The sequence below is a fragment of the Streptomyces sp. NPDC054866 genome (genome assembly GCF_053610745.1).
Genome location: NZ_JBSGZA010000003.1, coordinates 1,034,640 through 1,058,799, shown reverse-complemented (window position 1 = coordinate 1,058,799; position 24,160 = coordinate 1,034,640). Strand labels below are relative to the sequence as shown.

General features: G+C 68.8%; 23 protein-coding genes and 1 tRNA gene. 2 read left to right on the top strand and 22 right to left on the bottom strand.

Going from position 1 to position 24,160, the window contains the following annotated elements:
- Positions 1 to 37 precede the first annotated feature (37 nt).
- The 20 genes from ACWGI2_RS20245 to ACWGI2_RS20150 all read right to left on the bottom strand — a co-directional run bounded on the left by ACWGI2_RS20245 (position 38) and on the right by ACWGI2_RS20150 (position 21,021).
- Entirely contained in the window at positions 38 to 859 is an 822-nt protein-coding gene (locus ACWGI2_RS20245; protein ID WP_453696635.1) for a F0F1 ATP synthase subunit delta, read from the bottom strand.
- Positions 856 to 1,404: a F0F1 ATP synthase subunit B gene (locus ACWGI2_RS20240; RefSeq protein ID WP_371527145.1), complete on the bottom strand. Its 549-nt coding sequence runs from the start codon at positions 1,402 to 1,404 to the stop codon at positions 856 to 858. The genes ACWGI2_RS20245 and ACWGI2_RS20240 overlap by 4 nt, the downstream gene beginning before the upstream one ends.
- A 38-nt stretch (positions 1,405 to 1,442) precedes the next feature.
- Positions 1,443 to 1,682, bottom strand: coding sequence for an ATP synthase F0 subunit C (gene atpE / locus ACWGI2_RS20235; RefSeq protein ID WP_055564408.1), 240 nt, complete (start codon positions 1,680 to 1,682; stop codon positions 1,443 to 1,445).
- A gap of 74 nt (positions 1,683 to 1,756) precedes the next feature.
- Positions 1,757 to 2,527 carry a F0F1 ATP synthase subunit A gene (gene atpB, locus ACWGI2_RS20230; RefSeq protein ID WP_453696784.1) on the bottom strand — a complete coding sequence of 257 codons (771 nt, stop codon included), beginning with the start codon at positions 2,525 to 2,527 and terminating at the stop codon, positions 1,757 to 1,759.
- A gap of 276 nt (positions 2,528 to 2,803) precedes the next feature.
- Entirely contained in the window at positions 2,804 to 3,241 is a 438-nt protein-coding gene (locus tag ACWGI2_RS20225; RefSeq protein ID WP_361050005.1) for a hypothetical protein, read from the bottom strand.
- Between the two features lie 260 nt (positions 3,242 to 3,501).
- Complete coding sequence (locus ACWGI2_RS20220; RefSeq protein ID WP_453696633.1) at positions 3,502 to 4,836, bottom strand: MraY family glycosyltransferase; 1,335 nt, start codon at positions 4,834 to 4,836, stop codon at positions 3,502 to 3,504.
- Positions 4,837 to 4,966: 130 nt separating this feature from the next.
- The gene (locus tag ACWGI2_RS20215; protein ID WP_453696632.1) at positions 4,967 to 6,238 is read right to left on the bottom strand and encodes a serine hydroxymethyltransferase; all 1,272 of its coding nucleotides are present in this window, start codon (positions 6,236 to 6,238) and stop codon (positions 4,967 to 4,969) included.
- 97 nt (positions 6,239 to 6,335) lie between these two features.
- Entirely contained in the window at positions 6,336 to 6,977 is a 642-nt protein-coding gene (locus ACWGI2_RS20210; RefSeq protein ID WP_453397930.1) for an arsenate reductase/protein-tyrosine-phosphatase family protein, read from the bottom strand.
- Positions 6,974 to 7,621, bottom strand: a complete 648-nt coding sequence (locus tag ACWGI2_RS20205; protein WP_055543563.1) for an L-threonylcarbamoyladenylate synthase — start codon at positions 7,619 to 7,621, stop codon at positions 6,974 to 6,976. Before ACWGI2_RS20205 ends, ACWGI2_RS20210 begins: the two co-directional genes overlap by 4 nt.
- A gap of 47 nt (positions 7,622 to 7,668) precedes the next feature.
- Complete coding sequence (gene prmC, locus ACWGI2_RS20200; RefSeq protein ID WP_361050016.1) at positions 7,669 to 8,514, bottom strand: peptide chain release factor N(5)-glutamine methyltransferase; 846 nt, start codon at positions 8,512 to 8,514, stop codon at positions 7,669 to 7,671.
- Between the two features lie 36 nt (positions 8,515 to 8,550).
- Positions 8,551 to 9,627, bottom strand: a complete 1,077-nt coding sequence (gene prfA, locus ACWGI2_RS20195) for a peptide chain release factor 1 (protein ID WP_453397929.1) — start codon at positions 9,625 to 9,627, stop codon at positions 8,551 to 8,553.
- A gap of 135 nt (positions 9,628 to 9,762) precedes the next feature.
- Complete coding sequence (gene rpmE, locus ACWGI2_RS20190; protein ID WP_361833600.1) at positions 9,763 to 9,981, bottom strand: 50S ribosomal protein L31; 219 nt, start codon at positions 9,979 to 9,981, stop codon at positions 9,763 to 9,765.
- 148 nt (positions 9,982 to 10,129) lie between these two features.
- On the bottom strand, positions 10,130 to 11,251 hold the full coding sequence (locus ACWGI2_RS20185; protein WP_453696630.1) for an LCP family protein: 1,122 nt from the start codon (positions 11,249 to 11,251) through the stop codon (positions 10,130 to 10,132).
- Positions 11,252 to 11,562: 311 nt separating this feature from the next.
- Complete coding sequence (gene rho / locus ACWGI2_RS20180) at positions 11,563 to 13,623, bottom strand: transcription termination factor Rho (RefSeq protein ID WP_453397927.1); 2,061 nt, start codon at positions 13,621 to 13,623, stop codon at positions 11,563 to 11,565.
- 372 nt (positions 13,624 to 13,995) lie between these two features.
- Positions 13,996 to 14,913 carry a homoserine kinase gene (gene thrB, locus ACWGI2_RS20175; RefSeq protein ID WP_453397926.1) on the bottom strand — a complete coding sequence of 306 codons (918 nt, stop codon included), beginning with the start codon at positions 14,911 to 14,913 and terminating at the stop codon, positions 13,996 to 13,998.
- A gap of 331 nt (positions 14,914 to 15,244) precedes the next feature.
- A complete protein-coding gene (thrC, locus tag ACWGI2_RS20170; RefSeq protein ID WP_160507222.1) occupies positions 15,245 to 16,303 on the bottom strand; it encodes a threonine synthase in 1,059 nt (352 codons plus the stop codon).
- A gap of 6 nt (positions 16,304 to 16,309) precedes the next feature.
- Entirely contained in the window at positions 16,310 to 17,602 is a 1,293-nt protein-coding gene (locus ACWGI2_RS20165) for a homoserine dehydrogenase (protein ID WP_453397925.1), read from the bottom strand.
- Positions 17,603 to 17,740: 138 nt separating this feature from the next.
- Entirely contained in the window at positions 17,741 to 19,132 is a 1,392-nt protein-coding gene (lysA, locus tag ACWGI2_RS20160) for a diaminopimelate decarboxylase (protein ID WP_453696628.1), read from the bottom strand.
- Between the two features lie 44 nt (positions 19,133 to 19,176).
- Positions 19,177 to 20,253 carry an ArgS-related anticodon-binding protein NrtL gene (gene nrtL, locus ACWGI2_RS20155; RefSeq protein ID WP_453696627.1) on the bottom strand — a complete coding sequence of 359 codons (1,077 nt, stop codon included), beginning with the start codon at positions 20,251 to 20,253 and terminating at the stop codon, positions 19,177 to 19,179.
- A 309-nt stretch (positions 20,254 to 20,562) separates the two neighbouring features.
- Positions 20,563 to 21,021: a response regulator gene (locus tag ACWGI2_RS20150; RefSeq protein ID WP_453696626.1), complete on the bottom strand. Its 459-nt coding sequence runs from the start codon at positions 21,019 to 21,021 to the stop codon at positions 20,563 to 20,565.
- Positions 21,022 to 21,264: 243 nt separating this feature from the next.
- On the opposite strand from ACWGI2_RS20150, the gene ACWGI2_RS20145 reads away from it, so the two are divergent.
- Positions 21,265 to 21,336: transfer RNA gene (locus tag ACWGI2_RS20145), tRNA-Arg, on the top strand.
- A 174-nt stretch (positions 21,337 to 21,510) separates the two neighbouring features.
- Here ACWGI2_RS20145 and ACWGI2_RS20140 read toward each other — a convergent pair.
- A complete protein-coding gene (locus ACWGI2_RS20140) occupies positions 21,511 to 21,906 on the bottom strand; it encodes a hypothetical protein (protein ID WP_453696624.1) in 396 nt (131 codons plus the stop codon).
- Positions 21,907 to 22,122: 216 nt separating this feature from the next.
- Between ACWGI2_RS20140 and ACWGI2_RS20135 the strand changes: the two genes are divergently transcribed.
- A complete protein-coding gene (locus tag ACWGI2_RS20135; protein WP_453696623.1) occupies positions 22,123 to 22,704 on the top strand; it encodes a dihydrofolate reductase family protein in 582 nt (193 codons plus the stop codon).
- Here ACWGI2_RS20135 and ACWGI2_RS20130 read toward each other — a convergent pair.
- Positions 22,692 to 24,059, bottom strand: coding sequence for a DUF1254 domain-containing protein (locus ACWGI2_RS20130; RefSeq protein ID WP_453696622.1), 1,368 nt, complete (start codon positions 24,057 to 24,059; stop codon positions 22,692 to 22,694). The genes ACWGI2_RS20135 and ACWGI2_RS20130 overlap by 13 nt on opposite strands.
- Between the last annotated feature and the right edge of the window lie 101 nt (positions 24,060 to 24,160).

Below are 24,160 nucleotides of genomic sequence, written 5' to 3'. Positions count from 1 at the left end.
CCAACTAGGGCCGTAATTACAACGTCTTGCGTTACTGCTAGCTCGCCATGCGGCGGTGTGCGTCCTCGAGGCGGTCCGCGATGCTGCCGTTGATGATCTCGTCGCCGACCTGCACCGTGATCCCGCCGAGGACCTCGGGGTCCACGTCGAGGTTCAGGTGCATCTGGCGGCCGTAGACCTTCGCGAGGGCGGCACCGAGGCGCTGCTTCTGCTGGTCCGAGAGCGGAACAGCAGAAGTGACGACGGCGACCATCCGGCTGCGGCGGTCCGCGGCCAGCTTGGAGAGGGACTCGAGTCCCGCTTCCAGGCTACGTCCACGGGGCGCGGTCACGAGGCGCTCGACGAGCCGCTCCGTGACCTCATTGGCCCGGCCACCGAGCAGGCTGCGCAGCAGCTCGCTCTTGGCCGCACCCGAGGCGGCGCGGTCGGTCAGCGCGGACCGGAGCCCGGTGTTCGAGGAGACGATCCGGCCGAACCGGAACAGCTCGTCCTCGACGTCGTCCAGCGCGCCGGACTTCTGCGCACCGGTCAGCTCGGCGAGGTTGGTGAGCTCCTCGAGGGCGTCCACCAGGTCACGCGACTGCGACCAGCGCGAGCGGACCAGGCCGGCCACCAGGTCGGCAGTCTCGCCGCCCACCTGCCCGCCGAGCAGCCGCCCGGCGAGCTCGGCCTTGGCCTCACCGGACTGCGACGGGTCGGTCAGGACCCGGCGCAGCGACACCTCGCGGTGCAGCAGCGCGGTGACCGAGGCCAGCTCGTCCGCCAGCTGCCGCACGTTCACCGAGGTGTTGTCGGTCAGCGCGTCGAGACGCTCACGCGCGGCCGCGAGGGCCTCGCGGCTGGCTCCGTGCGCTGTCATCGAGCCGCCTCGGCCTTCTCCTCGAGCTCGTCGAGGAAACGGTCGATGGTGCGGCTCTGCCGAGCGGAGTCCTCGAGGGACTCACCGACGAGCTTGCCGGCCAGGTCGGTGGCCAGCTGGCCCACGTCCTGACGCAGCGACTGTGCGGCGGCCTTGCGGTCGGCGGCGAGCTGCGCGTGACCGGCGGCGACGATCTCCTCGCGCTGCCGCTGGCCTTCGGCACGCATCTCAGCGATGAGCTGGGCGCCCTGCTCCTGCGCCTCCTGGCGCAGACGCGCGGCCTCGTGCCGAGCCTCGGCGAGCTGAGCCTTGTACTGCTCGAGCACGCTCTGGGCCTCGGTCTGAGCGGCCTCGGCCTTCTCGATACCGCCTTCGATCGCCTCCCGGCGCTCTTCCAGAACCTTGTTGATGTTCGGGAGGAGCTTCTTCCAGAAGAAGAAGAAGACGATGGCGAAGGCGATGGCGCCGACGAGCAGCTCAGGACCCGGCGGGACGAGCGGGTTCTGCTCTTCCTCGGCCGCCAGCTGAACCAGGTTGGCGATCACATCAATGCCTTTCGTCGAAAAGTGTCAGTAAGCAGTGACTACTTACCGAACACGAACGGCATAACGATGCCGATGAGGGCGAGCGCCTCACAGAAGGCGAAGCCGAGGATCTGGTTGGCGCGGATCAGACCGGCAGCCTCGGGCTGACGGGCCAGGGCCTGGGTGCCGTTACCGAACACGATGCCGACGCCGATGCCGGGGCCGATCGCGGCGAGGCCGTAGCCGATGGAGCCGAGGGAGCCGGAGACGCCTGCGGCGAGTTCGAGGGTCGCGGACATGCCGTTACTTCCTTCTCTTTCATGGACCGGTGGGGGTTGGCCACCGGGCGATCTGGGGGCTTGGGGGCCGTTGGTCAGTGGTGCTCGGCGAGAGCGCCCTGAATGTACGTGCAGGCGAGGAGTACGAAGACGTACGCCTGGACGGCCTGCACGAAGAGCTCGAAGAGGATCATGACCATGGTCATCACGAAGGAGACACCGGCGGCCGGGATCATGTAGCTGTTCAGCAGGTACCAGGAGGCGACGGTGAACATCACCAGCATCAGGTGACCGGCGAACATGTTGGCGAAGAGTCGCACGGCGTGCGTGAACGGGCGCACGAGCAGGTTCGAGAAGAACTCGATGAACGACACGAGCCACTTGATCGGCCCGAGCGATTCGTCATAGCCCGTGATGTTCTTCCAGCCGCCCACGAAGCCGTGGCGCTTGAAGGTCAGCGATACCCAGATCACGTAGACCAGGAGCGCCAGTACGACGGGGTACGCGATGATCGACGAGACCGGGAACTGGGCCAGCGGAATCACGGACCAGATGTTCATGATCCAGACAAAGAAGAAGATCGAGACCATCAGGGGGACGTACTTCTCGCCCTCCTTCTTGCCCATCGTCTCGTAGACGATGCCGCGGCGTACGAAGTCGTAGCCGGCCTCACCGATCATCTGCAGCTTGCCCGGGACGACCTTGGCCTTGCCGAACGCCATGAAGAAGAAGCTGACCACGACGAGAGTCGTCAGCAGGGCGAGCAGCATGACCTTGTTGAACTCGAACCCGCCGACCTCGAAGATCGGCTTGAAGAGGAACGAGTGCAGGCCCGGAGCCGGGAAGCCACAGCCGTTGTCGGACATGATCCGACAGCTCCAGTCAAAGGCGAGCTCAGTTTGGTCAGCACTCACCGCGGGCTCCTTCGGCGTGACGCATAGGTACGGCAACCTCGTTGTCGTGTCGGCGCGGCGCGCAGCCGCGATTCGGCACCAGACTGGTGTTTCGGATGTGGGCGCGGCGTTCAGGCATCGAGCCTCGCGAACGTGCAGGCGTCAGCTCAGATGCCCGCGCCAGCAGTGCCGCAGTTGGCACCGGACGATAGCAGCATCTCGAACGCGCATTTATCCCGGCCCTACCCTTCACGTCGAGGACCCCGACTTCTCCGGCTTGTCCTTCTGCTCGGAGTCGGGTTCGACGTAAAGGATCTTGGCTTTCATGAACGCGCGGGCCTGCGACGCCATCCACACGACGGTCGCGACCACAAGACCCACGGCGAAAGCCTTGGGGTTGAACAACGTGGTGTCCTTGAAGAGAGCCACGAAGACAAGAAGCAGCAGGAGTTGGGCGACGTAGAGCATCAGCCCCATCGCCTGGAACAACTGCGGAAGCGATTTCGCCGTGCGTTGGAGTACGAACATCCCGAGCCCCATGAAGGCGATGACGACCAGCGTGCCGACGACCGCACCGAGCGCTCCCTTGCCGCCCGCGACCACGGCGCTGACCGCGGCGGTGATCGCACCGGCGGCAGCTGTGGGTACGGCGGACTGAAGGAGTGTTCGGGTGTCTTGAGACGGCATGGCGGCGCTCCGCTTACTGATGGGGGCAGGGTGTCGTCATGGACGAGCGTAGTCCGGGGTCGAGAGTGTCCCTCGGGCCAATGGACCGTCGCACTACGGTCCTTCGGCTCTATCCCCTGGTTTCGTGAACGGTATCACAAACTATTTGATGAGGTCTTTACCTGCCAGGTGTGCTCGCCGTCACACATGAGAGTTAACCCGCGCGTATGTGCACGCAGCGCGGCAACTTGTCTGGTATTGGGCGAGTTTGACTGGCACCCTCAGCTCGACGACTCCGCCTTGTGCCGATCCTCGAAGCGCGAGCGGGTGCCAACGGCCGTCGCCCCGTTGACGTCCGACTCGACCGGAGGGCGGTCGTCCGCCTCCACATCCGCCACATCCCCCTCGTCCGACGCCTCCGTCGCGGACACGTCCGCGGCGGCCCTCCCGCGCCGCCGGTAACGCGGCGGCACGAAGGACTCGGCCCAGCCCGGGATGTGCGGGGTGAACCGCGGCAGCAGGAGCAGCACGAGGCCGACCGCGCTCAGGGCGACGATCAGCAGCAGGATCCACATGCTGGCCGAGTGGACCGAGTAGGCCACCGTGCCGAAGCCGATCAGCGCCGACCAGAAGTACATGATCAGCACCGCGCGGCTGTGGGAGTGGCCGATCTCCAGGAGGCGGTGGTGGAGGTGGCCGCGGTCGGCGGCGAACGGCGACTTTCCGTTCCACGTACGCCGGACGATCGCGAGGACCAGGTCGGCGAACGGGATCGCGATGATCGTCAGCGGCATCAGGAGCGGGATGAAGACCGGAAGCATCGCGTGCGTGGCATCGCGGGTGCCTCCGAAGTTCAGCTTCAGGGCGTCGCCGTCGATCTGGCCTGTGGCGGAGATCGCACCCGCGGCGAGGACGAGGCCGATCAGCATCGACCCCGAGTCCCCCATGAAGATCCTGGCGGGATGGAGGTTGTGCGGCAGGAAGCCCACGCACATGCCGATGAGGATCGCGGCGAAGAGCGTCGCGGGGGCCGCGGCCTCGATGCCGTACCCGTACCAGAGGCGGTAGGCGTAGAGGAAGAACGCCGTCGCCGCGATGCACACCATGCCCGCCGCGAGGCCGTCGAGGCCGTCCACGAAGTTCACCGCGTTGATGGTGATCACGACGAGCGCGACCGTCAGGAGCGTGCCCTGGCCCTGGTCCAGGAGGACCATGCCGTAGCCGGGCACCGGGATCCACAGGATCGTCAGGCCCTGGAGGACCATGACGCCGGCGGCGATCATCTGGCCGCCCAGCTTGATCAGGGCGTCGATCTCGAACTTGTCGTCAAGGACGCCGATCAGCCAGATCAGCGCGGCACCGGAGAGCAGCGCGCGCGGTTCGTTGGACCGCTCGAAGACGTCGTTCAGATTCGGCAGGTGGTCGGCGACGAGGAGACCGGCGCACAACCCGAAGAACATCGCGATACCGCCGAGCCGGGGCGTGGGCTCCCGGTGCACGTCGCGGGCGCGGATCTCCGGCATGGCGCCGGCCACGATCGCGAACTTCCGCACCGGGCCGGTCAGCAGGTAAGTCACCGCGGCCGTGATGCAGAGCGTCAGCAGGTATTCACGCACGGGCTTCCCCACAGGTATCGCTGGCCATCTCAGCCCCACACCCTAGCTCTGCGTGCATGTGATGAGGGACTTCCGGGTAGCGACGATGGTTGCACGAGTACGCGCCTTCCCCCGACGCGTCTACCCCGACCTAGGCGGTATACGGCGGAAATCTGCCCACCAGTTCACGCACTTCCTCTCGTACTTTCGAGTCGTTCGCCTCCTTGGATCCCGCGCGCACCGCGTCGGCGAAGAGCCCGGCGATCCGCACCATCTCCGCGTCCCCCATGCCCTGCGTGGTGACGGCCGCGGTGCCGAGGCGCAGGCCGCGGCCGTCGGCGTACGGCAGGGCGCAGGTGTCCAGGACGAGGCCGCAGGCGGCGAGTCTGCCGCGGGCGGTCTGCGCGTCGATGCCCAGGGGCGCGGGGTCGGCCAGGATCAGGTGCGTGTCGGTGCCGCCGGTGGTGATCGCGCAGCCCGCGGCGGCGAGGGCCTGGGCGAGGATGCGGGCGTTGGTGACGACCTGATGGGCGTACGCGGTGAAGGCGGGGGTCTCCGCCTCGCCGAACGCGACGGCCTTGGCGGCGATCGTGTGCATCTGCGCGCCGCCCTGCGTGAAGGGGAACACGGCACGGTCGATGCGGGACGCGAGCTCCGTCCCGCACAGGATCAGGCCGCCGCGCGGGCCGCGGAGGACCTTGTGGGTCGTGGCGCAGACGACGTCGGCGTACGGCACGGGGCTCGGGGCCGCTCCCCCGGCGATCAGGCCGATCGGGTGGGCGGCGTCGGCGATGAGGTACGCGCCGACGTCGTCGGCGATGTCGCGGAAGGCCGCGTAGTCGATGTGCCGTGGGTAGGCGATGGAGCCGCAGACGATGGCCTTCGGCTTGTGCGAGCGGGCCAGGGCGTGGACCTGGTCGTAGTCGATGAGGCCGCTCTCCGCGTCGACGCCGTAGCCCACGAAGTCGAACCAGCGCCCGGAGAAGTTCGACGGCGATCCGTGCGTGAGGTGTCCGCCGTACGGAAGACCCATGGCGAGGACGGTGTCGCCGGGGCGTAGCAGGGCGGCGTACGCGGCGAGGACCGCGGAGGAGCCGGAGTGCGGCTGCACATTGGCGTGCTCGGCGCCGAAGAGGGCCTTGGCGCGGTCGACGGCGATGCGCTCGGCGACGTCCACCAGCTCGCAGCCGCCGTGGTGGCGGGCGCCGGGGTAGCCCTCGGCGTACTTGTTGGCCAGCGGCGAGCCCAGGGCGGCGAGCACCGCCGGTGAGGTGAAGTTCTCCGCCGCGATGAGCTGGAGGCAGGAGGCCTGCCGGTCCTGCTCCGCGAGGAGGATCTCCGCCATCTGGGGGTCCGCGCGGCGGAGCGCGGCGAAGTCAGCGGGCGCCGTCGGGGCGGCGGTGGGTGCGGTGCTGACCGGCATCTTGGGCTCCGGGCCTCGCGAGGGTTGAGGGTCCCTCCAATGTAGGCCTGCCACACGGTGCACGCGCGGTGTCAGCCCGCCTTTCGAAGAGAAAGGTTTAAGCCTTGGCCCGCACGCCCGTCAGCGCCGTCACCACCGGATCGAGCGCCTCGTTGATCTCGTCGCCGACCGAGCGGAAGAAGGGCAGCGGCGCCCCATAGGGGTCGTACACCTCGTCCGCCTCGGCCGTGGGTGCCAGGAGCCATCCCCGCAGCGCCGCGGCGGCCCGCACGAGGGCCCTGGCCCGCTCGACCACTCCCCCGTCGGGGTCGGGCAGGGTCGCCGGGTCTATGGCCCGCACGAGCCGCGTGAACTCCTTGAGCGTGAATGTGCGAAGCCCCGCCGAGTGGCCCATCGAGATGACCTGCGCCCGGTGGTCCCGGGTCGCCGTCAGGACGAGGTCCGCGCGGATGACGTGCTCGTCGAGAAGCTCGCGCCCTTTGAAGCCGGAGGCGTCCGCGCCGAAGTCCGCGAGCACCGCCTCGGCGTTGGTCTCCATGGGGGCGCCTTCGTGCCCCCACGTGCCCGCGCTCTCCACGATCAGGCCGCCGGTGAAGGGATCACCCAGGCGGTCGGCCAGGGCATGCCTGGTCAGCCGCTCGGTGATCGGTGAGCGGCACACATTGCCGGTGCTGACGTGGAGGATGCGGAACGAACCGGGATATGCCGCTATGCCACGCCCCGTCTCAGGGGCTGTCAATTCGCCACCTCGAGGTCGGGTACCACCTTGCGGAGCTCCTCCGCAGACAGGGCACCCGCGCGCAGCAGTACCGGCACCTTCCCGGTGACGTCCACGATCGACGACGGGACGATGCCCGGCGTCGGACCGCCGTCCAGGTACACGGAGACGGAGTCGCCGAGCATCTCCTGCGCGGCGTCACAGTCCTCCGGTGCGGGGTGCCCGGTGAGGTTCGCCGAGGAGACCGCCATGGGGCCGACCTCGGTGAGCAGTTCGATGGCGACGGGGTGCAGCGGCATCCGGATCGCGACGGTGCCACGGGTGTCCCCGAGGTCCCACTGGAGCGAAGGCTGCTGCTTGGCGACCAGGGTCAGCGCACCGGGCCAGAACGCGTCGACGAGCTCCCAGGCCGACTCGGAGAAGTCGGTGACCAGGCCGTGCAGCGTGTTCGGGGAGCCGATGAGGACAGGCGTGGGCATGTTGCGGCCACGGCCCTTGGCGTCGAGCAGGTCGGCGCACGCCTCCGGCGTGAAGGCGTCGGCACCGATCCCGTAGACGGTGTCGGTGGGCAGCACGACCAGCTCGCCACGGCGGACGGCCGACGCGGCCTCGCGCAGACCGGTCGTACGGTCGGTCGCGTCATTGGTGTCGTATCGCCGTGCCATCTAACGGGCCTCCTCGTACACGTACTGCTGACTTGAAGTGCTGGTGCTCACGGCATCGCCTTGCGGGCGGTCGCGAACCTCGGCCGGTTGTTGAGGTCGGGGTGGTCGGCCGCGTCCGCCCAGCCCCGCTCCTCGGTGAAGATCCACGGGACCTGGCCGCCCTGGGTGTCGGCGTGCTCGATGACGACGACGCCGCCGGGCCGAAGCAGCCGGTGGGCGGTGCGCTCGATGCCGCGGATCAGGTCGAGGCCGTCCTCGCCGGAGAAGAGCGACAGCTCGGGGTCGTAGTCGCGGGCTTCCGGAGCGACGTACTCCCACTCGGTGAGCGGGATGTACGGCGGGTTCGAGATGAGGAGGTCGACCTGGCCGTCGAGCTCCGGCAGCGCGTCACGCGCGTCGCCTTGGGAGAGCTTGACCCTGGACCCCTCGACGTTCTTCCGCGTCCACTTCAGTGCGTCCTCGGAGAGCTCCACGGCGTGCACGCGCGAGCGCGGGACCTCCTGCGCCATGGCCAGGGCGATGGCCCCTGAGCCCGTGCAGAGATCGACGATGAGCGGCTCGACGACATCCATCGCCCGCACCGCGTCTATGGCCCAGCCGACGACCGACTCGGTCTCCGGCCGCGGCACGAAGACACCGGGCCCGACCTGAAGTTCGAGGTAGCGGAAGAAGGCGCGTCCGGTGATGTGCTGGAGGGGCTCGCGGGCCTCACGGCGCGCGATCGTCTCCCAGTAGCGGGCGTCGAAGTCGGAGTCCTTGACGGAGTGCAGCTCGCCCCGCTTCACGCCGTGCACGAAGGCGGCAAGCTCCTCCGCGTCGTTGCGCGGCGAGGGCACGCCGGCGTCGGCCAGCCGCTGGGTGGCCTGGGCCACTTCCGCGAGCAGCAGGTTCACGCTGGTCCTCCGGGGGGCAGTGCGGTTGTCGGGTGCTTAAGCTGCCGCGAGCTTGGCCGCGGAGTCCGCGTCGACGCAGGCCTGGATGACCGCGTCGAGGTCTCCGTCGAGCACCTGGTCCAAGTTGTACGCCTTGAAGCCGACACGGTGGTCCGAGATCCGGTTTTCCGGGAAGTTGTACGTCCGGATCTTCTCGGAGCGGTCGACGGTGCGGACCTGGCTGCGGCGGGCGTCCGCGGCCTTGCTCTCCGCTTCCTCCTGCGCCGCGGCAAGGAGCCTGGAGCGCAGAATACGCATCGCCTGCTCCTTGTTCTGCAGCTGGCTCTTCTCGTTCTGGCAGGAGGCCACGACGCCGGTGGGCAGGTGCGTGATGCGCACCGCGGAGTCGGTGGTGTTGACCGACTGGCCGCCGGGGCCCGACGAGCGGTAGACGTCGATGCGCAGGTCGTTCGCGTGGATCTCGACGTCGACCTCCTCGGCCTCGGGCGTCACCAGGACACCGGCCGCGGAGGTGTGGATGCGGCCCTGCGACTCGGTGGAGGGCACGCGCTGCACGCGGTGCACGCCGCCCTCGTACTTCATCCGCGCCCAGACGCCCTGGCCGGGCTCGGTCGCGCCGTTTCCGCCCTTGGTCTTCACGGCGACCTGGACGTCCTTGTAGCCACCGAGCTCGGACTCGGTGGCGTCGATGATCTCGGTCTTCCAGCCCACGCGCTCCGCGTACCGCAGGTACATGCGCAGGAGGTCGCCGGCGAAGAGCGCCGACTCGTCGCCGCCCGCGCCGGCCTTGACCTCGAGGATGACGTCCTTGTCGTCGCTGGGGTCGCGGGGCACCAGGAGGAGCCGCAGCTTCTCGGTGATCTCCTCGCGCTGCTTCTCCATGTCCTTGACCTCGGCGGCGAACTCCGGGTCCTCCGCGGCCAGTTCACGGGCCGTCGCGATGTCCTCGCCGGTCTGCTTCCAGGCGCGGTACGTCGAGACGATCGGGGTCAGCTCGGCGTAGCGCTTGTTGAGCTTGCGCGCGTTGGCCTGGTCGGCGTGGACCGAGGGGTCCGCGAGCTTCGTCTCCAGATCGGCGTGCTCGCCGATCAGTTCCTCGACCGCCTCGAACATCGGGGTCTCCTGAGTTTTCTACGCGAAGGTACTGCGCAAGGGTTCTACGCGAAGGTGGCTGCTGCGATCAGACGGCAAAGCGCCGGTCCCAACCGCCCCCTCCCGAGGGCGGCCGAAGACCGGCGCAGTGGCTCGCTACTTGTTGGCGGCAGCCTTGCCGAAGCGGGCCTCGAAGCGGGCCACACGGCCACCGGTGTCGAGGATCTTCTGCTTGCCCGTGTAGAACGGGTGGCACTCGGAGCAGACCTCGGCACGGACGGTGCCGCTGGCGATCGTGCTGCGGGTGGTGAACTCCGCGCCGCAGGTGCAGCTGACCTGGGTCTCGAAGTACTCGGGGTGGATGTCGCGCTTCAAGGTGTCTCCTAGTTTCGGGAGGGCGCCGGGTCGTACGCGCGGATTGCTCGTACGTGAACCGGGGCCGACGTACCAGTCTGCCAGGACGGGTCGCATCTGCCCAAACCGGGGTGGGTTCTGTTCTATTCCCTGGGGGCCACCGACGTGGCTAGTTACTGGTCACGACGTCGCTCGCGTCGCCCTTGTCGCCCGCGGACTTCTCGGTGGCTGACTTGGGGATGGGCTTGTCGGCCTTGAGCGCGTCCCAGACCTGCCGGTCGGCCTTCTCCAGGGGCAGGACGCGATTGGGGTCCGCCGGGTCGTACTGGATGGGCATCGTGACCATCTTCATGTCGCCCGCGCCGATGCCCTTGAGGCCGCCCGCGAAGCCCGCCAGGCTCTTGACGTCGTTCAGGTCCGAGTCGGTGGTGATGGCGCTCGTCGCGTCGTTCGCGAGGTCGTAGAGCTTCTTCGGGTTGCTGAAGACGCCGACGTCCTTGACCTGGTTGATCAGGGCCTTGATGAAGGCCTGCTGCAGCTGGATGCGGCCGAGGTCGCTGCCGTCGCCGACGCCGTGCCGGGTGCGGACGAGGCCGAGGGCCTGCTCGCCTGTGAGCTGGTGCTTGCCGGCCTCGAGGTCGAGGTGGCTGTCCTTGTCCTTGATCGCCTTCTTGGTGGTGATCTCGACGCCGCCGAGGGTGTTGATGAGCTTCTTGAAGCCGGAGAAGTCCACTTCCACGTAGTGGTCCATCCGGATGCCGGACATCTTCTCCACGGTCTTGACGGCACAGGCGGGGCCGCCGACCTCGTACGCCGTGTTGAACATCTGCCGCTGGCCGCCCGGGTCCGTCCCGCCGTCGTCCGTCTTGCACTCGGGGCGGGATATGAGGGTGTCGCGGGGTATGGAGACGACGCTGGCCGTCTTGTGGCCCTTGTTCACGTGCACGACCATCGCCGTGTCCGAGCGGGCGGCGCCCTCGTCCTTGCCGTACTTGGCGTTGTCGCCGGAGCGGGAGTCGGAGCCGAGGACGAGGATGTCCTGCGAGCCGTTGTCGACGTTCTCGGGGCGGTCCGTGCCGAGCGCCGCGTTGATGTCGACGCCCTTGATGTTGCCGTTGAGCTTGAAGTACACGAAGCCGAGGCCCGTACCACCGAGGACGATCACCGATGCCGCGGTCCACGCGGTGACGACGAGGACCTTGCGGCGCTTGTCGCGCGGCTTACGACGCCGACCGCCACCGCCTTTGGGGCGCTTCGGCTTCGCATCCGCGGGTGCGCTCTCGTCGGTCATGTGCTCCTCAGTCCTCGTCGGGTCGGTTACCCCCTGCTTTCAGGGTCAGGCGCGGTTTGTCGTCGCTTGTCAGACGTGGAAACCGAAAGAAGGGTTGCACAGCGCTTTGTGAGCACCCCGGCGCTCGCTCGTGACGCATCGTGCACTCCTCTCGCCCGCTTCCCACGTCTCACCTGCGGTTTTTTCTGTCACGGGGCTACTGCCCGTGACCGTAAGAATCTCTTAGGTGTGTGGCCAAGGTCATTCAGCGCGAAGGGCCGCCCCCGTCGGATGACGGGGGCGGCCCTTCGCGTGTGCGCGTCGCGCGAGGACTAGTCGTTGCCGTTGCCCGGCGTCGGGGTCGTCTTCGCGATCTGCATGAGGAACTCGGCGTTCGACTTCGTCTGCTTCATCTTGTCGAGAAGCAGCTCGATGGCCTGCTGCGAGTCGAGCGCGTGCAGCACCCGGCGCAGCTTCCAGACGATCGCGAGCTCTTCGCTGTTGAGCAGGATCTCTTCCTTGCGGGTGGAGGACGCGTCGACGTCCACCGCCGGGAAGATGCGCTTGTCGGAGAGCTTCCGGTCGAGCTTGAGCTCCATGTTGCCGGTGCCCTTGAACTCCTCGAAGATCACCTCGTCCATGCGCGAGCCGGTGTCGACGAGCGCGGTGGCGAGGATGGTCAGCGAGCCGCCGTCCTCGATGTTGCGCGCCGCACCGAAGAAGCGCTTCGGCGGGTAGAGCGCGGTCGAGTCGACACCACCGGACAGGATGCGGCCGGAGGCCGGGGCCGCCAGGTTGTACGCACGGCCCAGACGGGTGATCGAGTCGAGCAGGACGACCACGTCGTGACCCAGCTCGACGAGACGCTTGGCGCGCTCGATGGCCAGCTCGGCGACCGTGGTGTGGTCCTCGGCGGGACGGTCGAAGGTCGAGGAGATGACCTCGCCCTTCACCGACCGCTGCATGTCGGTGACCTCTTCCGGACGCTCGTCGACCAGGACGACCATCAGGTGGCACTCGGGGCTGTTCGTGGTGATCGCGTTCGCGACCGCCTGCATGATCATGGTCTTGCCGGTCTTCGGCGGGGCCACGATCAGACCGCGCTGGCCCTTACCGATCGGCGACACGAGGTCGATGATGCGGGTGGTGAGCACGCCCGGGTCGGTCTCCAGACGGAGCCGGTCCTGCGGGTAAAGGGGCGTCAGCTTGTTGAACTCCGGTCGCCCGCGCCCGGATTCGGCCGCCATGCCGTTCGCCGAGTCGAGGCGGACGAGCGCGTTGAACTTCTCGCGGCGCTCGCCGTCCTTGGGCTGACGGACGGCGCCGGTGATGTGGTCACCCTTGCGCAGACCGTTCTTGCGGACCTGGGCGAGCGAGACGTACACGTCGTTCGGACCCGGGAGGTAGCCCGACGTACGGATGAACGCGTAGTTGTCGAGGATGTCCAGGATGCCCGCGACAGGGATCAGTACGTCGTCGTCGGCGACCTGCGGCTCGTTGGCACCGCCGAACTCGTCGCGCCCACGGCGGCCACGGCGGTCGCGGTAGCGGCCACGGCGGCCGCGACGGCCACCCGCCTCGTCGTCGAAGTCGTCCTGCGGGCCGTTGTCCCGCTGGTCCCGCTGCTGACGGTCCTGGCGGTCGCCGCGGTCCTGGCGGTCCTGACGGCCGCCGCCCTGCTGGCGGTTGCCGCCCTGCTGCTCGTCGCCCTTGTTGCCACGGCGGTCGCGGTCGCGGCCACGGCCCTGGCGGTCACGGCGCTCACGGCGGCCGTCGGCGTTGTTGTCACCGGAGCCGTCGCCCTTGGCCTCGGACTGTGCGTCCGTCTTGGCCTCGGTCTTCTGCTCGTTCTTCGGCTCGCTCTTGGCCTCGGCGGTGACCGTCTCGGGGCTGCCCGCGTCGGCGGTGGCACGGCGACGGCGGCGCTCGCCCTTGTCGGCACCCGCGGGCTGGCCCGGGATGTCGATCTGCTGCTGGGCGGCCTCTTCGGCCTTGGCGGCGGGCTGCTCGGCCTTGTCGGCCTTGCTCGCCTTGGCTGCCTTGTCCGTGCTCGCTGCGGTGTCCTCGCCCGTCCGGGCCTTCGAGGTTGCGCGTCGCTTGGGCTTGGTCTCGGCGTCCGTGGCGGACGCGGACGGCGCGGCACTCTTCGCGGGGGCTCCCCCGCCGGCCTGCGCCTCCTTGATGACCTCGATCAGCTGGCTCTTGCGCATCCGCGCGGTGCCCTTGATACCGAGGCCGGATGCGACCTGCTGCAGTTCCGCCAGCACCATGCCATCGAGGCCGGTGCCGCGGCGCCGCCGGGACCCGGCCGAAGCACCGGTGGCAGGCGCCGCAGAGGCGTCCGTGGCGGGCGTGTCGGCAGTCACGCCCATCAGATCGGTGGTGTCGCTCACGAAGGGTCCTTCCCTGGAGCGGACGTCGGCCTGTCTGGCTCGGCGACCGGTTGTGCTGTCCGGAGGTCCTCTGGTGTGTGGACCGTGCCGGGGCGGTGGTCCGCCAACGCGCGGCGGAAGAATTCACTGGTGATGGCGAGTCCCGGTGAGGTGCCACTGATGTGCGGTGTCACTCGGCTCGGTCACGCCGGTTCCGGAGCGTGCTCGGCACCGCTCAGTGCGGGGCACAGAGCAGTTTGGGAGGCTCCCGGAAGGATGGATGTCCCGGACGGGGACACGAAGCACCTCGCCATGGTGGGGTCGGGTGCAGACTTGAGGTTAACACTACCGGATCCAACAAACATTCCCCCTCTCTAATCCGGCTACCAGGTGTCAAGGAGCGAGCGGCAGCACGCTCGCACCGGTCGCGTCGAGCGCCAGACGATTGGCCGCCCAGCCCTCTCCCGCAAGGCGTGCGACCTTGTCCGCCGCACTCTCATCGGCCAGCGCGAGGACCGTGGGTCCCGCGCCGGAGATCATCGCCGGTACTCCGTCCGCACGCAGGCGCTCGACCAGTGCGGCGCTCTCGGGCATGGCGGGTGCGCGGTACTCCTGGTGGAGCCGGTCCTCGGTCGCGGGAAGCAGCAGCTCGGGGCGCCTGGTCAGGGCCTCGACGAGCAGTGCGGCACGGCCCGCGTTGGTAGCCGCGTCGACGTGCGGGACGGTGCGCGGGAGCAGTCCGCGCGCCGTCTCGGTGAGGACGGGCTTTCCCGGTACGAAAACCACCGGAACGATGGAAGCGGCGGGCTCCATCCTGATCGCCCGCGCGGCTCCCCCGTCCATCCAGGAGAGCGTGAAGCCGCCGAGCAGACAGGCGGCGACGTTGTCCGGGTGGCCCTCGATCTCGGTGGCGAGTTCCAGCAGGGCGTTGTCGTCGAGCCGGGCGTCACCGCCTATGGTCACGGCGCGCGCCGCGACGATGCCCGCGCAGATGGCGGCGGACGAGGAGCCGAGGCCCCGGCCGTGCGGAATGCGGTTGGCGCAGACGATTTCGAGCCCGCGCGGCTGTCCGCCGAGCAGGTCGAAGGCGGTACGCAGGGAACGTACAAGCAGATGCGACTCGTCGCGCGGGAGCGTCTCGCTGCCCTCACCTGCGATGTCGATGTTCAGTCCGGTGTCGGCCACCCGCACGACGACGTCGTCGTACAGACCCAGCGACAGGCCGAGGGCGTCGAAGCCCGGGCCGAGGTTGGCGCTGGTGGCGGGGACGCGCACCCGGACGGCGGCGGCGCGGAACGCGGGACCGGCCATCGCTCGATGACTCTCCTTGAGCTGCGATCTTTTGAGGACTTGCCACGTGATGAGGCACTACCCGAAGGCCGCTCTGCGGCAGCACCGCGGCATATGCGGCGGGGCGGGTTCGGTACAGCCTATCGAAGGAAGGTTCTGTGGCGACATAGGGCGCACAGGAGGCGCACGATGCGTGTCGTAAGCCCCCTGTGCACCCCCTATGCGGAGTTGCGGGTTTTCCAGGCGGGTATGCCCGCCGTCCGGCTGCGGTTATCCCCGACCGGGACGGTTATGCCAGATCCGGGCCGGTCGCGCCAGACCGGATTCGGCTACGCCGGGCCCAGACGCTTGGCTACGCAAGACCCAGACGCTCGGCCGCGGCGGCCGAGTCGACCGGAACCGTGACCGGCTGCGGTGCGCCCGCGACGGCCCAGTCCGGGTCCTTGAGGCCGTTTCCGGTGACGGTGCAGACGATCCGCTGCCCCTTGTCGACCTTGCCCTGCTCGGCCGCCTTCAGCAGACCGGCGACGGAAGCGGCCGACGCCGGCTCGACGAAGACACCCTCCTGGGACGCCAACAGCTTGTAGGCGCGCAGGATCTCACGGTCCGTCACCTCGTCGATGAAGCCGTGCGACTCGTCGCGCGCGTCGAGGGCGTGCTGCCACGAAGCGGGGTTGCCGATGCGAATCGCGGTGGCGATCGTCGACGGGTCCTTGACGATCTCGCCGCGCACGATGGGCGCGGAACCGGAAGCCTGGAAGCCCCACATGCGGGGAGTGCGCGTCGAGATCGAGTCGGCGGCGTACTCCTTGTAGCCCTTCCAGTAGGCCGTGATGTTGCCCGCGTTGCCCACCGGAAGCACGTGGATGTCGGGGGCGTCACCGAGCGCGTCGACGATCTCGAACGAGGCGGTCTTCTGGCCCTCGATGCGGAACGGGTTGACCGAATTGACCAGCGCCACCGGGTAGTTCTCGGAGAGGGCGCGTGCGAGGTTCAGGCAGTCGTCGAAGTTGCCGTCGACCTGGAGGATCTTCGAGCCGTAGACGAGCGCCTGGCCCATCTTGCCGAGCGCGATCTTGCCCTGCGGCACGAGGACCGCGCAAACCATTCCCGCGCGTACGGCATAGGCGGCGGCCGAGGCCGACGTGTTGCCGGTGGAGGCGCAGATGACGGCCTTGGCGCCCTCCTCCTTGGCCTTCGTGATCGCCATCGTCATGCCGCGGTCCTTGAAGGACCCGGTCGGGTTGGCGCCCTCGACCTTGAGATGCACCTCGCAGCCCGTGCGCTCGGAGAGCACCTGCGCGGGCACGAGCGGCGTGCCGCCCTCGCGGAGCGTCACGACCGGCGTCGTGTCGGAGACGGGAAGACGGTCCCGGTACTCCTCGATGATTCCGCGCCATTGGTGGGTCATTGCTGCTTACTCCCCTTCAACCCGCATGATGCTGGCGACACCACGCACGGTGTCGAGATTCCGCAGCGCCTCGACGGTGCCGGTGAGGGCGGCGTCGGGCGCGCGGTGGGTGACGACGACGAGGGAGGCCTCGCCGTCCTTGCCCGTCTGACGGACCGTATCGATCGATACGCCGTGCTCGGCGAAGACCGTCGCGACCTGGGCGAGAACACCCGGCTTGTCGGCTACGTCGAGGCTGATGTGGTAGCGCGTGACGACCTCGCCCATGGAGCTCACGGGCAGCTGGGTGTACGCGGATTCGCCGGGCCCGGTGGTTTCGCCGAGCTTGTTCCGGCAGACGGCGACGAGGTCGCCGAGTACGGCCGACGCGGTGGGAGCGCCGCCCGCTCCGGGACCGTAGAACATGAGCTGGCCCGCGGCCTCCGCTTCCACGAAGACGGCGTTGTACGCCTCGCGGACCGACGCCAGCGGGTGGCTGAGCGGAATCATCGCGGGGTGCACGCGCGCGGTGACGGATCCGCCGTGAGCGGCCCGCTCACAGATGGCGAGCAGCTTGATGGTGCAGCCCATGCGCTTCGCGGACGCGAAGTCGGCGGCGGTCACCTCGGTCATGCCCTCGCGGTAGACGTCGTCGAGACGCACGCGCGTGTGGAAGGCGATACCGGCGAGGATCGCGGCCTTGGCGGCGGCGTCGAACCCCTCGACGTCGGCGGTCGGGTCGGCTTCGGCGTACCCGAGGGCGGTGGCCTCGTCGAGGGCTTCCTGGTAGCCGGCGCCGGTGGTGTCCATGGCGTCGAGGATGAAGTTGGTCGTGCCGTTCACAATTCCGAGAACGCGGTTGACCTTGTCGCCGACGAGGGACTCGCGCAGCGGCCGGATCAGCGGAATGGCACCGGCGACGGCAGCCTCGTAGTACAGGTCGCGGCCGTGCTCCTCGGCGGCGGCGTGCAGCGCGGCGCCGTCCTGGGCGATGAGCGCCTTGTTCGCGGAGACGACGGACGCGCCGTGCTCGAAAGCGGTGGTGATGAGGGTCTTGGCGGGCTCGATGCCGCCGATGACCTCGACGATGACGTCGATGTCCCCGCGTTTGACCAGTGCGGTCGCGTCGGTGGTGATGAGGGAAGGATCGATTCCCTCGCGCACCTTCGACGGTCGGCGGACGGCCACCCCGGCGAGCTCCACCGGGGCGCCGATCCGGGCCGTGAGGTCGTCGGCGTGCGTCGTCATGATGCGCGCCACCTCTGAGCCGACAACCCCACAGCCCAGCAGCGCCACCTTCAGCGGACGCGTACGCATCATCCGACCTCACTTCTCATACATCTACGGTGGGACCAGTCTCACCCACCCGATCGCAGTTTCTATCCACTGTCCGGATGGTGAGACATCTATTTCACAGACCGATACTTCATCGATCGCTGTTTCCGGGCCGATATTTCCTCAGCCGACATCAAGTCGCAGGAGATCTTCCTCCGTCTCGCGCCGGACGATGACCCGCGCCTCACCTTCCCGCACGGCGACGACCGGCGGACGCAGGGCGTGGTTGTAGTTGCTCGCCATGGAGCGGCAGTACGCGCCGGTCGCGGGCACGGCGATCAGATCGCCGGGAGCGACGTCGGCGGGCAGGAACGCGTCCTTCACCACGATGTCCCCGCTCTCGCAGTGCTTGCCGACGACGCGGACGAGCATGGGCTCCGCGTCGGACTCACGCGAGACGAGCGCGACGCTGTACTCGGCGTCGTAGAGGGCCGTACGGATGTTGTCGGACATGCCGCCGTCGACGGAGACGTACGTACGCAGTCCTTCGAGCGGCTTGACCGTACCGACTTCGTAGAGGGTGAAGGCGGTGGGTCCCACGATGGCGCGCCCGGGCTCGACGGAGATACGGGGAGTCCGCAGATTGGCGGCCTCGCACTCACGCGTGACGATCTCGCCGAGCGCCTTGGCGATCTCGTGCGGCTCGCGGGGGTCGTCCTCGGAGGTGTAGGCGATGCCGAGCCCGCCGCCGAGGTCGATCTCGGGAAGCTCGACGCCATGCTCATCCCGAATCTCGGCGAGCAGCTGTACGACACGTCGGGCGGAGACCTCGAACCCGGCCATGTCGAAGATCTGCGACCCGATGTGGCTGTGCACCCCGATGAGCTCGAGCCCATCGAGCTGAAGGGCCCTGCGCACGGCTTCGGCGGCCTGTCCCCCGGCGAGGGCGATGCCGAACTTCTGGTCCTCGTGGGCGGTGGCGATGAACTCGTGGGTGTGGGCCTCGACGCCGACGGTCACGCGGATCTGCACGCGCTGACGGGTGCCGAGCCGGTCGGCGATGTGAGCGACGCGCACGATCTCCTGGAAGGAGTCGAGCACGATGCGTCCCACGCCGGCTTCGATGGCCCGCTCGATCTCGTCCTCGGTCTTGTTGTTGCCGTGGAAGGCGATGCGGTCGGCGGGCATGCCGGCGGCGAGAGCGGTAGCGAGCTCACCACCACTGCACACATCGAGATTGAGCCCCTCCTCGTGCAACCACCTCACGACCGCCCGCGAGAGGAAGGCCTTCCCCGCGTAGAAGACGTCGGCGTCCGCCCCGAAGGCACCGCGCCAGGCGTGGCAGCGGGCGCGGAAGTCGGCCTCGTCGAGGAAGTAGGCGGGGGTGCCGAACTCCTCGGCGAGCCGGGTCACCTCGATCCCGCCGACGGTGACGACACCATCGGAGTTACGCCCGACGGTCTGCGCCCAGACCTTCGGGTCGAGGGAGTTCAGGTCGGCGGCCGGGGCGGTGTAGTGCCCTTCGGGCACTACGTCGGCGTGGCGGGGCCCGGCGGGGTGTGCGGAACGGCTCATGTCGCGTTCGTCTCTCTCACTTCATTCACGTCTGTCTTCACGTGTCACAAGTACTCGGGGGCACTGATGCCGAGCAGGGACAGGCCGCCTGCGAGCACCGTCCCGGCGGCTTCGGCGAGCGCGAGCCGGGCGCGGTGGGCGGCCAAGGGTTTCTCGTCACCAAGCGGCAGGACGGCGGGCTCGAAGGCGAGGAAGGCATCGGCGGTGACGACAAGATGCCGGGCAAGCCGATCGGGCGCACGGTGCCGGGCGGCGGCGGCCAGGATGCGGGGGTGGTCGGCGAGGGCATCGAGCAGCTCGTCCGCGGTGACGTCCCCCGGGGCGCTGTGGAAACCGAGGGCGGCGGCGTTGCGGGTGAGGGCGCGGGTGCGGGAGTGGGCGTACCGCACACGGAAGAGGGGGTTGGCCGCTCGCTGGACGAGGTGCTCGTCGCTGATGCGGGGCCGGTCGTGGGCGGCGGGGTGGAGAAGGGCCCAGCGGGCGGCGTCGGGGCCGAGGGGGGCGGGGTCGGCCGGGGCGGGGACGGGCCGTAGGGCCTTGAGGGGGGCGGGGCGGGTCCCGTACGCGTCGACGTGTACGCCGAGGGGGGCCCAGCCGGGGTCGGGGGCCTCCTCGCAGGTGTTCCGTACGCGGGCGCCCTGGGAGAGGAGGATGCGGCGGAGGGAATCGGCGAGGACGGCGGCGCGGACTTCGCGGGGGAAGTGGAGCTGGTGGACTTCCGCTTCGCCGGAGGCGGGATGGATGTGCCCGTAGGAGGCGCCGCGGGTGAGGACGTCACGTACGAGGTCGGCGGAGCCGCTGCCGCTGCCGCTGTTCTTGTCGCCACCCCGCTCGAGGGTGATGTTCAGAAAACCGGGCCCGGTGATGTCGATGGCGGCGATGCCGGGCTCGTCCGCAAGCCGCGGGGAGAGCACTTCGGCGACCTGCCGGGGCGATCGCCCCGCGGCGCGGGCGACCTGGAGGGCGACGTTGGTGGCGTAGTCCCCGCACCCGCCGGGCCGGGGCCGCTCGACGACGACGCGCGCCGTGGCCCCCACGTCCCCGAGGCCACTGAGCTCCCCGTCATCGACGGCACGACGCATGGCGCGCAGCACGGTGCGGGAGAGCTCGACGGGGGTCACGGGACAAGCGTATGGGAGGAGGGGGGTGGGGACGCGACCTGGTTTCGCTGATGGTCCGGGATGTGGACGGGGGGTGCGGGCGGGGAGGGGGGTGGGGGGTGCGGGCGAGGAGGGGCGGTGCTGGCGGCTTGGGCGGGTTGGGCGGCTCCGGCGGGGGCTGGGCCGGGCTCCGGTGCGGGGCGGGGGCATCCGCTCGGGCGGGGCGGGGTCATGCGCTCGGGCGGGGCGGGGGCGAGGTCAGCTGCTGCGGCAGGGGCGGGTTCATCCGCTCGGGCGGGGACGAGGTCAGCTGCCGTGGCGGGGGCGGGGTCAGCCGCTGGGGCGGCCGGCGCGCTCGGCTTCTCCGGCGGCCCCGCGCTCACTGCTGAGCGCACTGTGCCCGCCGTCACCGCCATCACCACCGACACCGGCGCCACCACCACTGCCGTGTTCCATCAACTGCCGTACGATGCCGAGTAGTTCGGCAGGCTCAAAGGGCTTGGCCAGGAAGGCGTCCACCCCGACCTCGAGCCCGCTGGCCACCTCGTACTGGGTGCAGGCACTGACAATGACGATGGGCAGATCCCGGGTCCGCGGATCGGAACGCAGTCGAGCGGCGGTACGCAGCCCGTCGAGGCGGGGCATCACCACGTCGAGCGTGACGACATCGGGTCTGACCTGGTTCACCACATCCAGGCATTCGGCACCATCAGCCGCGGTCACGACCTCGAAGCCCTCCAGCTCGAGGTTGACCCTGATCAGCTGCCGGATGACCTTGTTGTCGTCCACAACAAGCACGCGGCCTGACACGCCTGACACAACTCGAGAGTAGGTCCGCGCCAGCCGCCGCGTCCGGGTTTTCCCCACTTCCGCCCCGTGCGAGGGAGCGTGCGGGGCGGCAAGGGTGACCTCTGGGACGCAGGGTGCGGATGCGCTCGCCCCCATGGCCACGGAGTGCGGAAATACCTGTTCATGGGGAGCCGTTCGGAGCTGGTAGGGTTCTACACGTCGCGGCGCAACCCGCCCCGACACGCCCCCGTAGCTCAGGGGATAGAGCAACGGCCTCCGGAGCCGTGTGCGCAGGTTCGAATCCTGCCGGGGGCACCTTTCATTGGGTGCCCAAGACCCCGTCACCAGCGGAAACGCTGAGGCCGGGGTCTTCGCGTATCTACGGTGACGGGAGTCTGGTGTCGGCGAGTATCGAATCCCGGACCGACCGCTGTCCCGTTCTCGGGCGCGAACGGCTCGCCGGAGCCGGCGGGCCGTCGCGTCAGAGTGTCAGCTGACTAGGCCGATGGAGACCAGGCCGCCCCCGGCGGCGACCGCGTAGGCGATCCCCCGTTGGCATCGAGTCACCGCTTCCGGGCGGCCCGATGTCGCCAGCACCATGACGGAGTTGGCGGCGAACGCCGGGAGAAGGATGCCGAAGAGCGCGAACGTGCCGACAGCGGGCAGGGTCAGTTCCGCGTGTGTCGTCAGAGCGGCGACCGCCATGGCTACAGCGGCGACCGCGTACAGGGCCCCCGACACGTGCGTGATGTCGTCCCTCTTCTGCGGAGCGGGCCCTCGGTTCTTGTAGTGGTTCCAATGGCGCCGCTCGGTACCGAACCTCGCCAGCACCATGACCACCACCTCGACCACCAGGGCGATCACTGCGACCTGCTCGATCGTCATTGCCTTCACCTCACTTCGAGCAGCGGTCCGCTACGAGCGATCTGGGCACCGTTCCCCCACCCCTAACTGCGGTCAGGGGTGTCGCGCCCAGTTGATCATCGTAGTGGCCCGCAGAGTGTTCTCTTGCGGCCTCGGCACCGATGAGTCTCGTCGGCGGCTGGGGTCTGTACTGGCGACGTTGGCGATACGTGATCAGCCGCAGGCGAGGAGAGTGCCATGACCGTCACCTATACCTTCGATGTCTTCTCCAGTCTTGACGGCTTTGGTGCCGCCAGTGGTGACTGGACCGGCTACTGGGGTAAGCAAGGGCCTGAGCTGCTTGATCATCGGCTTGCCCTGTACGGCCAGGAGCAGCGGATGGTCTTTGGGGGTAATACCTATCGGGCCTTTGCGGAGATGCTTGCTTCGAGTACCGCGGAGACAGACGTGCGTGACCCGTGGGTCACTCGGATGCGGAACCTGCCTGCCACCGTGGTGTCGAGCACGCTGGAAGGGCCTCTCGACTGGCCTGATGCGAGCCTCGCCAGCGGTGATGCCGTCGATGTTGTCGCTCGGCTCAAAGAGGAATCCGGGGTGCCGTTGCGTTCACACGGCAGCCTGTCGATGAACCGGGCGCTGATGGCCGCCGGTCTGGTCGACCGTGTGCAGGTGACGCTCTTCCCTGTCATCACCGGTCGGACCGGGCTTGATCCGATCTTCCGAGGTGCTGCCGACTTCGATCTCGAGCTGATCGACCGCACGACGCTCGACGGCCACATTCAGGAGATGATCTACAGGCCCATCCTTCACTCCACCTGACTACGGCGGATCGGCGGCACCTCGTACGTCCCGTCGAAGATCGCGGCGTGTGGCGTGTACATCCGCAGAATTGGGCGGAAGTTTCCGTTGGGGGTGGGCAGCCAGTTGGCGGCCGATTTGTCGTCGGCCGGGCGCTGCAGCTGGAGACGGAGGGTCAGGGAGCCGTCGTCGTCGTAGCTCAGGCCCGGGGTTCGGTCGCCGATGGAGTAGCGGGCGATGGGGTTGTCGACCAGGTAGTAGTCCGGCAGGTCGTACATCGTGATCGACCAGAACGCGTCCACGGGCGGCGGCTTCTCGAAGCGCAGGGTGTATGACTGCCCGCCTTCCAGGGGCTGTCCGTCGCCGTCGTGCCACGTCATCGCGTACGCCGCTTCGTAGGCGTGGTTGCCCCAGAGCGCGGTGCGGGCCGAGGTGGCGCGCACCATGCGGCCCAACTCCCGGTCCGTGTAGATCCATTGAGGATCCTTGAGCGTGCCGATCTCGAAGTGGTCTGCGTTGTAATCAAAGGCGTGGTACGTCAGCTTCCAGCCGTTCTGCTCTGCGCTGTCCCCGCGGGTCGAGGCGTACTCGACCTTCTCCTTGCCCTCGGCGAATCCCGCGCGCAGAGCATTGGCGAGGTCGGGCTCGGGGGTCGCGTAGGGGCTCTGCGCGTCCAACAGGCCCAGCGGGGCGAACTGTTGTTGGTACGTCAGGTCGGCGGGCGCGGGCGGGAAGGCGGCCATCCTGGCCCGCAGCTTCTCGTAGAAGAGGAGCTCCGGTTCGCCGTCGGGGATGTACGTGTGGGTCGGCAGCCCGTGGGACTCTCCGGATGCCGTCCAGTAAGGCTCCAGGTGGGTGTCCTCCTGGAGTGCCCGTACCGCCGCCACGTCGTCCGGGCCCGAGCAGGCCCACCGGCCGACGATCGACGCCACCTGCGTCGGCACGGCGATCCGGGTGGCGCCCGGCGGGACCTCCTCGTCCCAGCCTGGCGGCGTGAGCAGGAAACTGGCCGCGCCGGTGCCGGTGGCGCGGCGGCCCACGTACGCGAAGTTGTTGGTCCAGGCGTCCACGAACTGCAGGACGTAGTAGCGGCCGTCCGTGTCCGGGACCGTCAGGAGCAGGGCGCCGCCGGACAGATCGAGCTGGGCCAGCGAGTAGATGGTGTCGTTGTTGACGCTCACGAAGGGGTCGTCCGGGCCCGCGAGACGGGTCGCGTGGCTGAACTCGTTGAACGGTGCGGGGGCCAGCGAGCCCATGCCCTTGCGGGAGAAGCGGTCGACTTCGTCGAGATTGAGCACCATCGGGTAGCCGTAGATGTACGCCTCGGCCGCCAGCGCCTGGAGATCCGTCGTGAGATCGGTCGTGCTGTCGGTCATGCCCGCCGCCTTCTCGTGATCAAGCTTGTCTTCGTCTTCGTTGGTGATCAACTTCCTACGGACATCGTCGGGGTGCCGTGCCCCTCCTGCCACTCCTGCGC